7 protein-coding genes and 1 tRNA gene are annotated in these 11,479 nt (G+C 41.8%); 3 read left to right on the forward strand and 5 right to left on the reverse strand.

Going from position 1 to position 11,479, the window contains the following annotated elements:
• Window positions 1-31: 31 nt before the first annotated feature.
• On the forward strand, window positions 32-718 hold the full coding sequence (locus ACM5QX_RS12075) for a hypothetical protein (RefSeq protein ID WP_414753727.1): 687 nt from the start codon (window positions 32-34) through the stop codon (window positions 716-718).
• Between the two features lie 318 nt (window positions 719-1,036).
• On the opposite strand, the gene ACM5QX_RS12080 is transcribed toward ACM5QX_RS12075, so the two are convergent.
• From ACM5QX_RS12080 to yidD, 5 genes are all read right to left on the reverse strand, one after another.
• A complete protein-coding gene (locus ACM5QX_RS12080) occupies window positions 1,037-5,047 on the reverse strand; it encodes a CARDB domain-containing protein (protein WP_414753715.1) in 4,011 nt (1,336 codons plus the stop codon).
• A gap of 340 nt (window positions 5,048-5,387) precedes the next feature.
• Entirely contained in the window at window positions 5,388-8,069 is a 2,682-nt protein-coding gene (locus ACM5QX_RS12085; RefSeq protein ID WP_414753716.1) for a type I secretion system permease/ATPase, read from the reverse strand.
• Window positions 8,018-8,776, reverse strand: a complete 759-nt coding sequence (locus ACM5QX_RS12090) for a peptidylprolyl isomerase (RefSeq protein WP_011320904.1) — start codon at window positions 8,774-8,776, stop codon at window positions 8,018-8,020. Before ACM5QX_RS12090 ends, ACM5QX_RS12085 begins: the two co-directional genes overlap by 52 nt.
• A gap of 257 nt (window positions 8,777-9,033) precedes the next feature.
• Window positions 9,034-9,831 carry a TIGR00297 family protein gene (locus tag ACM5QX_RS12095; RefSeq protein WP_414753718.1) on the reverse strand — a complete coding sequence of 266 codons (798 nt, stop codon included), beginning with the start codon at window positions 9,829-9,831 and terminating at the stop codon, window positions 9,034-9,036.
• Between the two features lie 209 nt (window positions 9,832-10,040).
• Window positions 10,041-10,289, reverse strand: coding sequence for a membrane protein insertion efficiency factor YidD (gene yidD, locus ACM5QX_RS12100; protein ID WP_414753719.1), 249 nt, complete (start codon window positions 10,287-10,289; stop codon window positions 10,041-10,043).
• Window positions 10,290-10,351: 62 nt separating this feature from the next.
• Here yidD and ACM5QX_RS12105 point away from each other — a divergent pair, with 62 nt between their 5' ends.
• Window positions 10,352-11,059, forward strand: coding sequence for a diacylglycerol/polyprenol kinase family protein (locus tag ACM5QX_RS12105; protein WP_414753721.1), 708 nt, complete (start codon window positions 10,352-10,354; stop codon window positions 11,057-11,059).
• 126 nt (window positions 11,060-11,185) lie between these two features.
• Window positions 11,186-11,257 (forward strand) — tRNA-Gln (locus ACM5QX_RS12110).
• Window positions 11,258-11,479: the final 222 nt, after the last annotated feature.

The raw sequence follows: 11,479 nt of genomic DNA on the forward strand, positions 1-11,479 counted from the left end.
AAATCCTACAGCCAAAAACACGCTAGGCTATATGCGATGGGTCGATGATTCATACCTATTGCCGGCAGCTAAAGGTCTTATGTCAACATCAGTACCAAACACCTATGCCAAATTGGCAAAAGCCCTACTCATTAACTATAGTTTTGACCTCAGTGGTTATCACGTTGATGAGCTAGTCAACCGTTGGCAAAAACAATATCCCGCCGACTGGCTACATTTAGCAGTCATTGAGGCATTATATCAAGGTCGCTATAAAGCAATCTCAGTACAGCAACTCTTGGCATTTTGGCAAAGGCGGGGTCAGGAAATATATCATTTCAACATGGAATTTGAACGCCTGATTTGCAGCAAATTTCCTGAAAGCTTAACACCAATGGCTGCACCCGAACAATATAGAGCCAGACAAGGAAACAACCAAAATCAGACCCTACAATTGATGAGTTTCAAACAACAGGAACAAGTCAAAGAAGAAGAGGAACCCCCAACCGAAAAGATGTTAGCACTTTCTAGCGCCAGTATGACAGCTAGTATTGAGGTCAGCTTAAGCCAACCAGAAGATTATCTGGGTCAGCCTTTCTCCCTCAACCCTGATATATCCACAAAACTCCTACCAATATCAGTCACTCATCCACCTATTGGGCAGTTTACCCCACAAACAAGCGATCGCTCCGAGTCCTTCACCTCAAAACTCAAAGCAATATCTAACGAAAATCCCTAACCATGAACAACAGAAGACTTAACCATCTGTGTTAGTCTCCAGACATTTCCATCAAAAATATTCTTATTTCGCCTTAAAAACCTTAATAATTGTTTCTATATTTTCTTTTTATATTTAATTAATTCAATACATAAGTTGCCGTGAATCTTCATAGCATTTCCTAATCTGCTAAGGTACTAAGTACACCGCTAATAAAATTGGACAATCTCCGCGCCCCTCTGCGTAAACCTCTGCGCCCCTCCGCGTTAAAAAACATAACTTCAATACATTGAGCAGCCTTCCCTGGCAGAGAAGGCGCTGGAGTATCACCTGAATCTATTAACTAATCCTGACAGTCTTAGGTGTATTTCTGCGTCTCTTGTTTATACTTTCCTCATCAATATCTACTTCTTGAGAAGAAAGAACACCTTGATAATCACGACTGTCTTGATAGTAGGCAAATGTTCTTCTTAAATTTGCCAAATCTGTAGTAATGCTTTGTTCACGAGCAGTTGTAGTCCAATTAGAAATCTCAACTAGACCAGCCCTTGTATAACTAGAAGTTAATCTCGAAAGCGTCGTATTACTACTACCTGTGTTTGACAAAGCATTCAAATTAGCACTGGGGAGTGTACCACCATTCGCAGCTGTAGAAGTGAGAATCTGACGCACTTGAGCATCAGTGAGATTGTTCTTAGCACTCAGCATCAGCGCCACCACACCCGCAACGTGAGGAGCAGCCATTGATGTTCCCGGCTTCAAACCATAGCCACCCCCTGGTATGGTCGAATATATACCAATGCCAAAAAAGTCATCGTATGCACCAGGGGCTGTAACGTATGCCAGTGTAGTTGTTCCAGCACGGTTGGAAAAATCGGTTAAGGTTATATTGTAATTGACTGCTCCCACAGCAATTCCAAACTGGTCTGCATAGCGAGCTGGGTAGCCTGGTAGAGATTGACCTTCATTCCCAGATGCAGAAACAACAATTGCTCCTTTACTGATGGCATATTGAATAGCTGAGAGAATATCAGGTGCAGGATTAGATCCTCCTAAACTGAGATTAATCACACGCGCCCCATTATTCGCAGCATAACGAATACTGTTGGCAACCATATCATCTGAACCTGTTCCTTGAGGACCACCCAACGCTTTCAATGCCATAATCTTGGCATTATAGGCAATACCAGTCACTCCAAAAGTATTTCTCACCGCAGCAATAGTACCAGCTACATGAGTACCATGACCGTTATCATCTAGTGGATTGTTGTTGTTGCCGAAAAAGTTCCAACCGTAAACATCATCAATAAAACCATTGCCATCATCATCTATGCCATTACCCGCAGTTTCTCTGCTATTCCTCCACATATTGGCACTCAAGTCTGGGTGTGTATAGTCCACTCCACTATCCACCACCGCAACGATCACACCTTGACCAGTGTATCCCCTTGCCCAGACTTCAGGTGCTTTAATCGCATCTGCTCCCCAATCATTACCACCCAAGTCAGCTACATCAGCAAAGGTGCTTTGATTAAGGGCTTTGGCTACGGCGGCGGCGGCGTTGACTAAGCCATAACCTGTAGTGGAGTTAAATCCACCGCCATTAATAGGAGTGATATTGATTGGTGCTGTGATGTAAAGGCCGTTGTTACCTTCATTGCTCTCAGCAACAGATCCTGCTCCATCCGCTCTAAATATGAGGTAGTATTGGCCGGGATTGATTGTAGGGTCAAGGGTAATAGTTGTAGAGCGAGAAATAAACGCACCTGGCGCGACACTAGCACTAGCTTGAGTTTCAATACCTAAGTAGATATCATCATCACCAAATGCCCCATCTCGTGAAAGATAAAAACTTGTCTTACTGCCTCCAGCAGTGCCATTACCTTGGTTTTTCAGTTGATAGTTAACTTGCAGTGTAGCCCCGATGGCAGCACTACCAGCAGATGTAGCATTTTCGATCACTAAATCTGGTGCAGTAATCGTAATAGCTCTCGCAGCGACGTTATTATTTTCATTGCTTTCTCTTATTGTTCCATCACCATCAGCTTTATAGAGCAGATAGTAATTACCAGGAACAGTGTTGCTTCTAATTGTTAAAGATTTAGAGCGTGAGGCTACAGCAGAGGGTGCAAGACGAGAGATGTCATCAAAGCCTAAATAGACATCATCATTACTAAGCGTTTGGTCTTGGGAAAGATAAAAATTCGTGAAATGAAAACCTGCATTGCCATTACCTTGGTTTTTTAATTGATAGCTGAGTGAAATTGTTGTACCAATGTTAGCGCTGGCAGGAGCCGAAGGATTCTGGACAATTAAATCTGGTGCAGCAATTGTAATCGCTTTGGCGGTGACATTGTTGGTTTCGTTGCTTTCACTGATTTCGCCATTGCCATCAGCTTGGAATAGCAGATGGTAGTTACCAAAATTGATATCCCTACTTATAGACAAAAGGTAAGACTCTGAACTATAAGTGCCAGCGTTTAGTACAGGATAAAAGTAATTCGGGTCAGAGGCTAGCAATATATCATCGTTACTAAGAGTTGTGTCTCTAGACAAATAAATCTTAGTTCTATGATTACCAGCACTAGCAGTACCCTGATTCGCTATTTGGTAGTTGAGTGTCAATGAGCCAGGGTCAACAATACTAGGAGCGGAAATATTTTGGATGATCAGGTCGGGTCTTGGGCCATTAATCGTGATGGCTCTAGAAACGATGTTATTAGTTTCATTACTTTCCGCTACTGTGCTATCTGCATCAGTTCTGAACAACAAATGATAGTTACCTCCAGCGATGGTATTGGCTATAACAATCGAGGCTGTTTCGGAACTGACTGCACCTGCGGCGATGCTATTGACTGCATCTGAACCTAACAACACATCATCTGTACTAAATGTTGTGTCTCTAGAAAGGTAGAATCTGGTGGTGCTAGCAACGGCATTCCCCACACCTTGGTTTCTTACTTGATAACTCAGTTGGATGGTATTACCTACTGATGCTGTCGTTGGTGCTGTGGGGTTTTGAACGATTAAATCAGCTGTGTTAATCGTGATGGTTCTAGAAACCACATTATTAGTTTCATTACTTTCCGCCAAGTTATTATCAGCATCAGTTCTGAACAACAAGTGATAGTTACCAGCAGCAATGCTATTGGCTATAACAATCGAGGCTGTTTCGGAACTGACTGCACCTGCGGCGATGCTATTGACTGCATCTGAACCTAACAACACATCATCTGTACTAAATGTTGTGTCTCTAGAAAGGTAGAATCTGGTGGTGCTAGCAACGGCATTCCCCACACCTTGGTTTCTTACTTGATAACTCAGTTGGATGGTATTACCTACTGATGCTGTCGTTGGTGCTGTGGGGTTTTGAATAATTAGGTCTGGATTCCCTGCGGAAGTAATATTAATTAGATTGCCAAAGGCGTTATTATTTTCATTGCTTTCACTCACATAGCCATCAGCATCAGCATAGTAAATCAAATAGTAGTTACCAGGGTTGATGTTACTACCAATGGTGAATGTGGCTGACTCTTGTCTAGAAGCGCCAGCAGCCAGACCACTCACATAGTCCAAACCTAGATAGAAATCACTACTATCAATATTCAAATCTGGAGATAAGTAGAATTTGGTATTGCTATCACCAGCACTTCCATTACCCTGATTCCTGACTTGATAGTTGATTTGAATACTGCTCCCAACTCTTGCTGAGGTGGGAATTGAGGCGTTTAATACTGTTAAATCTGGCTGGGTAATTGAGATTGCTGCACCGAAGATATTGTTATTTTCATTACTTTCACTCACATAACCATCACCATCCACATAGTAAATCAAATAGTAATTACCAGGGTTGATATTACTACCAATGGTGAGTGTGGCTGACCTTTGGCTAGAAGCACCAACCGCCAAACCACTCACATAGTCAAAGCCTAGATACCTATCACTACTATCGAGATTAAAATCTGGAGATAAATAGAAGTTGGTGAAGCTGCCTCCAGAACTTGCACTGCCTTGGTTTCTGACTTGATAGTTGATTTGAATGCTGCTCCCGACATTAGCAGAAGTGGGAATTGAGCCGATTGGTGCTGTTAGGTCTGGTAGGAGTGATGCTTGTGTAAAATTAGTGTTACTTAAATTACTCCTGCTTAAATCATTACTTGCGTAGCTATTAGATGCTAAAACTCCTGTCGCTTCAGCTATATCACTACTACCGATGATTGAGCTTACAGCAGTATCGAGGGGAAAGTAATCTTTATTACTATTAAAAATTCTAGAGTTGCTAGCAGATGATAAGGTATCGCTTAAATTATCCAACCTATTTAAGTTGTTATATTCACGGGTAACACTCATGAACTCTTGAACCTCAAATACTAAAAAATTTATACAGACATAAATGCTAAAACTATTTATTCATCTAGCTAAAGACTAGATGCAGGAGAAATTATAATCATTTTTCCAAAATCTAAATATGCAGAAAGATGCACAGTTTAGCCGTGAAATTATCCAAACAAAAAGTATTATTTTTCTTTTTAAGTAAAAAATTGGGAATAATCGTAGTGTAAAAATTTACGAAATTATCAAAAATCAAATGAGCTTTTTGAGCAAAAAAAAACGAATAGAGCAAAACTCTATTCGTCCAAAAGTATTATGGATTGTGAGTAATAGGTAAAAATTAAAAAACTACGACTGCTTACACATTGGCTTGTTGACGTTGGTAAAGTGACCAATACAAGCCTTTTTGTTGCAAAAGCTCTGGATGGGTTCCCCGTTCTGCAATCACGCCTTTTTCTAAAACGAGAATCAAATCTGCTCGTTTCAAGGGTGCAAAGCGGTGAGCAATCAGAAATACAGTGCGGTTGGCAGAAATCTTTTGCAGATTTTGTAACACTTGCTGTTCTGTTTCACTGTCTAAAGCGCTGGTAGCTTCATCTAATACTAAAATCGGCGAGTCGGAGAGAAACAACCTGGCTAAAGCAATGCGTTGTCTTTGTCCTCCAGATAAAGCTGTACCCCGCTCTCCTACGTTAGTTTCGTAACCGTAGGGCAATTGACTGATAAAGTCATGGGCTACAGCTAGTCTAGCGGCTTCCACTACTTGCTCGGCAGTAATATCGGGATTTCCCAAGGTGATATTCTCCAAGATGGAACCGTTAAATAAGAAGTCTTCTTGGAGAACTACGCCAATTTGTTGTCTTAAGGAAGCTAAATCTGCACTTTTGATATCAAAACCATCAATGAGAATGCGTCCTGATTCAATTTGATAAAGCCTTTGCAGCAACTTAGATAGGGTACTTTTCCCAGAACCACTGCGCCCAACAATTCCCACAAATTGTCCTGGTTCTACATTAAAGGAAATTCCTCGCAGTACTGGTTCTGTATTGGTTTTGTAACGGAAAAAGACTTGCTCAAAACTAACTTGACCTTTCAGAGGTGGTAGAACTAAGCCAGTCCCCATCTCTGCTTCTGGGGCGACGTTGAGAATATCGCCAATCCGGTCTACGGAAAGTAGGACTTGTTGCAGGTTTTGCCATAACTGCACTAGGCGTAAAAGTGGGCCTGTCACCCTACCAGAAAGCATTTGAAAGGCTACCAATTGCCCGATAGTCAGTTTTTGGTCAATGACTAATTTTGCGCCAAACCACAGAATTAGTAGAGAGGAAAAGTTAGTGAGAAAGTCGCCAATATTACTGCTAATGTTGGATGTGGTAGAGGCTTTGAAACCAGTACGCACGAAACGAGCAAATAAGCCTTCCCAGCGATCGCGTGCTACTGATTCAGCTGCATGAGCTTTGACAGAATGGATACCAGTAACCGTTTCTACTAAGAATGATTGGCTGTCAGCACTGCGGTTAAAGGTTTCGTTCAACCAGTTACGTAAAATTGGTGTAGCAACTATCGTCAGTGTGGCAAATAAGGGCAGCACTGCTAACGCCACAAAAGTGAGAGGAATATTGTAATAAAACATCAATGCCAAATAGACGACGGCAAAGATGCTATCTAAAATTACCGTTAAGGCTGTGCCTGTGAGAAACTGGCGAATTTGTTCTAGTTCCTGCACCCTGGCTACGGTATCCCCTACACGCCGTGACTCAAAATAAGCCAAGGGTAGGCGCATCAAATGACGAAATAATTGTGCTGATAAGCTTAAATCTAAACGTCTGGCTGTATGAGTAAAGATAAATAACCGCAGAATCCCCAATATTGATTCAAATACAGCGATCGCCAAAAGTGCGATCGCCATAACATCGAGAGTTGGTAAACTCTCCTGTACCATCACCTTATCAATCACAACTTGGGTAATTAGTGGTGTACCTAAACCCAATAGTTGCAAGGTAAAAGACGCTAATAATACTTCTGCTAAGAGTTTGCGATATTTCCAAACGGCTGGGGTAAACCAACTCAGGTTAAATTTTTCTTGTTTGGATATCAGTTCTACTTGCCACAACTGACCATCCCAACATTGTTCCACCACTGATTGTGGTAGACTTTCACAAAGATTATCAGGATTTAAGGGATTAGCAATAATTAAGCGATCGCCTTTTAGTCCATAAGCTATTACCCAAGAAGGATCAGGCATAGACTCGGCTTGTAACTGCAACAAAGCTGGGAAAGTCAGCTGACGCAACTCACCCCAAGTCATTTGCAATCTTCGCAATACCAAGCCTAACTTTTCTCCAGCTTCTACCAATTGTTTAGGACTTTGCCCCCGCAGTTGGCGTTGTACCCATTCCAAATTCACCGCATTTTCCAGGTGTTGGGCTGCCATTGTTAAACAAGCCGCACCCGTATTCCAACTGCTAACAAAAGGATAACTCAGGGTTACAGGTGGAGGACTTTGGGGAGTTTGTTCTGGAGGCGTAAGGGGTTGTTGCAAAGCAGGAGACTGGACGGATGTGACCTCATTCTCCATCTCAGTATGCTCTTGTTTGGCCAATCCCAGCCAAAAATCTTCCATCGCGGGAGTAGATATTTGCGCCCACAGATGGGTATCCCAACAAGCCACTATCACTTCCTTACTAGCCGCTACGGCTTTGTATTCTCCCGGTAGCTTTTGTAAGTCACCAAACCAATCTCCCATTTGTATAGCAGCCAAAGATTGACCGCTTCCTTCCTCCCGCAAGCGGACTTTACCAGCCACAATGAAAAACTGATAACCACCCGCTTCGCTTGACCAGATTTTTTCTCCTAGTCGATAACGACGGATTTCTAAACGTTCTTCTAAAAGGGATCTTTGTTCGGAGGTGAGCCAATTGAGAGGCGGTTGATTCCAAGGTATGGCAGCTAGCACTTTGATTTTTAGAGATTCGTTATCTAGAATTTTTAACTCACTTGTAATTTCACCGTCAGCTTTTGAATTTTCTCTGCTAACCATTTTTCAAATAGTTCGTTTTGTAACGCTTGCTTGAGTTGAATATCATCTAAAGACGCTGGTAGAAACTGTTCCACCCGAAACAAACCATAACGTCCATCAATTTCTATAGGCCCGACTAATTGACCAGGAGTAGCCACATCAATAGCAGCCCGTAATTTGTCTGGCATAGTTCCCCGACTAATTGGCCCCATCATGCCATTAACCAGGCGATCGTCTAATACAGAATACTCTTTAGCTAATTGTTCAAAACTGCCCCCTTCTGCAATTTGCAGTTGTAATTCCTCTGCCAGTTCTCGACTATCAACCACAATCCGCGATATTACCACCCGATCCAAAAAGATTTTCTGCTCAATAAAATATTCTGGGAGTTTAGCTTCTGTCACTAAGGTTTTCAATTTTTCTAATTTAAAGTTAAAAGTAATTGAGGCATGGAATCTGGCATAGTCCGTACCATTGTTAGTTAACCAGTCTTGAAAAGCTTGGGGGTCAGCGAGTTGATTTTTTAGGCGAAAATCAATCACTGTTTGTTCAGTTAATGCCGGATTGATTTCTACATCGTCTCGCCCTTGGATTTCTTGCTCAATGACGTACTGACGAAGGACATCACTAATAAATTGACCCAACTTCCCTGAGGATTGTAGGTATTTTACGGTTTGTTCAATCGAAATGGGGCGGTCGTCAATGCTCAAAAATGATAGAGTTTCCATGAAATCACCTGGTAAAAACAGCTAAAGATAAGATTTTATAAACTATTAATAAGTAATGGCAACTTTCAAGATAAAAATATTTCAGCTTAATTTGATTTCGTATTTTAATTGACATTTATTTGTATAGTCGTATTTTTCTACTCCAGATATGAATCTGAGAAAGAATTTAAGCATATTTTCAGTAATATTTAAGTAGTAAGTCTTAAGTCTTGAGTCAAAAAATAATTTTTTATTCTTCAGTACCTAAAACTATTACCCTAACCAAAAGAGCTTGACCAAACAAAGGCAACTAATATGGCAGCGATCGCCCCAATTAAGGTGTTAAGAATATTAACAATTTCATTAGTTAACCATGTGTATTTTGATTGCAATGTCGCACCAATTACACTTTCTAAATTTGTGGCAATCAAAGCAGCCAAGACACACCAAACAATTCCCAAGGGAGAAATTAAACCGACTCCCCAACCTGTAATAGCGATCGCCACAGAACCCACCACACCAGCTAAAGTCCCCTCTAAACTCACAGCCCCTTCTGTACCTCTAGGAACTGGTTGCAAAGTCGTAATTAAGAAAGTACTTTTGCCGTAAGCTTTACCCACTTCACTAGCGCAGGTATCAGAAAGTTTTGTACTAAAACTGGCGACATAACCTAATAATAGTAGTGACTGGGGACTGGGAACTAGGGATTGGGAACTGAGTGAAAAAAGCCCAGCATTCATAATTCCTACGCCCACAGCACACAGCGCCGCAGTTAAAGCAGAACCCCACACATTTTCCGGGCCTCTTGCACCCGAACGCTTTTCGGCAATACCAAGAGCTTCTTTTTGTGCCATCCCGATACGTGTGACACCAGAACCTACAAGAAAATAAAAGGTAACTACTAAATATCCTTGCCAGCCTAAAGTACCCCAAATCAATATGCCCAATAACCAAGCATGAAACACACCTGCTGGGGTAAGCAGTTTTTTAGGAGCGAACCAGACTAAACTCAATAAAATAGTATTTAGTCCTACTCCTACTAACCAAGGATTGGCAGAGCTAATAAATGAAAACATCAGCAAAAAACCACGAGTAGTTTCGCCAGGATATCAAAAGAATAACGAATTTTGGACTTCTGTGGTTAATTTCCTTTACTTCCATCCAAACAGCGCATAGATTATATTCCCTTTACGGGTAAAGTTCACTATCAACAGGCAAAACAGCCCACAAATTTTGTTAATCAGATATGGGTGTAGGGGTGTAGGGAAAGAAATTTACTCACTCCCTACTTCCCGCTATCATGATGACAACAATGCTCACCCACCTCTGGCACAGGATCATAACCGCCTGGGTGGAATGGATGACAACGCAAAATGCGGCGAATCCCCATCCAGCCACCACGGAACGCGCCAAATCTTTCAATTGCTTCGATGGCATACATTGAGCAAGTGGGTTGAAAGCGGCAAGTCGGGGGAAATAGCGGCGAAATAAACATCCTGTATCCCTTGATCAACCAAATAAATATTTGCTTCATGAGCGTCGCCCAAATCTTATAAATTGGTAAGAAAGGCACAAACTTTCTATCTTGTATTATCTTTGTTAAACTTAGTTTCTGAATTAATCTCAACACCGCCTTTATGGCTGCAAATTAGTATTGTTGCAGCTTGGGTATCCTTTATTCTGGCGATCGCTGGGCTGGTAAATCGCTTTGCCACTAGCGACTCGGAAATAGTCCGAAAAATAGTTCACATTGGCGCTGGCCATGTGATTTTACTGGCTTGGTGGTTAGATATTCCTGCCAGTGTAGGCATTGGTGCTTCCATTGTGGCAAGTGTAGTCACTCTGTTGTCTTACATTTTCCCACTTCTCCCAGGTATTAATAGTGTAGGTAGACAGAGCTTAGGCACATTCTTTTACGCTGTCAGTGTCGGCGTTTTAGTGGCTTGGTTTTGGCATATACAACAACCCCAATATGCGGCGATCGGCATGATGGTAATGGCCTGGGGTGATGGATTAGCGGCTTTGGTTGGACAGCGATTTGGTAAGCATAAATATAAACTTTTAGGAGCGCAAAAAAGCTGGGAAGGCTCCTTAACTATGGCCTTAGCTAGCTATTTGGTATGTAGCTTAATTTTACTTGGTGTACTAGGCAACGTTTGGCAGGCTTGGACTGTATCACTAGCGGTGGCTTTTGTCGCCACTAGCTTAGAAGCCTTTTCCTTTTTGGGGGTTGACAATTTGACTGTGCCTTTGGGTAGTGCTGCCATAGCATTTGCACTAATTCAATTTTGGCCACTGCATTAAATGGGGAATTTTCAGAGGCAGGGGCAGCGAGAATAACTTACAGCACCCATCTTAGTTCAGAATATTTTTTCAAAGTACTTGACATATCCCCTACACAGACTGCTATATTAATAAAGTCGAAAGCTTTGGGGCGTCGCCAAGTGGTAAGGCATCGGGTTTTGGTCCCGACATCCCTAGGTTCGAATCCTAGCGCCCCAGTTATTATTAACTCTAGTCAGTCAATATTTCCTTAGTAAATATCATCGTATTCTTTGAAAAGATGTTAGAGAATACGAAACAAAATTTATTAGTATAAAAGTTCTAAGTCGGGCAAGACTTATTCTGCTCAGAAGCACTTTTGCCACGATCATTGACAACTTAAACAGCTGAAGGGGTGACAAAGAAGCTACAAAGCAGACTGGATAAGAGACATAGCACGTA

Source organism: Anabaena sp. CCY 9910 (assembly GCF_963920875.1).
GTDB lineage: Bacteria > Cyanobacteriota > Cyanobacteriia > Cyanobacteriales > Nostocaceae > Trichormus > Trichormus variabilis.

Excerpts from the sequence above, each read along its gene's own strand:
- ACM5QX_RS12085 (WP_414753716.1), bottom strand. The coding sequence starts at position 8,069 with ATGGTTAGCAGAGAAAATTCAAAAGCTGACGGTGAAATTACAAGTGAG.
- ACM5QX_RS12095 (WP_414753718.1), bottom strand. The coding sequence starts at position 9,831 with ATGTTTTCATTTATTAGCTCTGCCAATCCTTGGTTAGTAGGAGTAGGA.
- ACM5QX_RS12080 (WP_414753715.1), bottom strand. The coding sequence starts at position 5,047 with ATGAGTGTTACCCGTGAATATAACAACTTAAATAGGTTGGATAATTTA.
- ACM5QX_RS12075 (WP_414753727.1), top strand. The coding sequence starts at position 32 with ATGCGATGGGTCGATGATTCATACCTATTGCCGGCAGCTAAAGGTCTT.
- yidD (WP_414753719.1), bottom strand. The coding sequence starts at position 10,289 with ATGAAGCAAATATTTATTTGGTTGATCAAGGGATACAGGATGTTTATT.
- ACM5QX_RS12090 (WP_011320904.1), bottom strand. The coding sequence starts at position 8,776 with ATGGAAACTCTATCATTTTTGAGCATTGACGACCGCCCCATTTCGATT.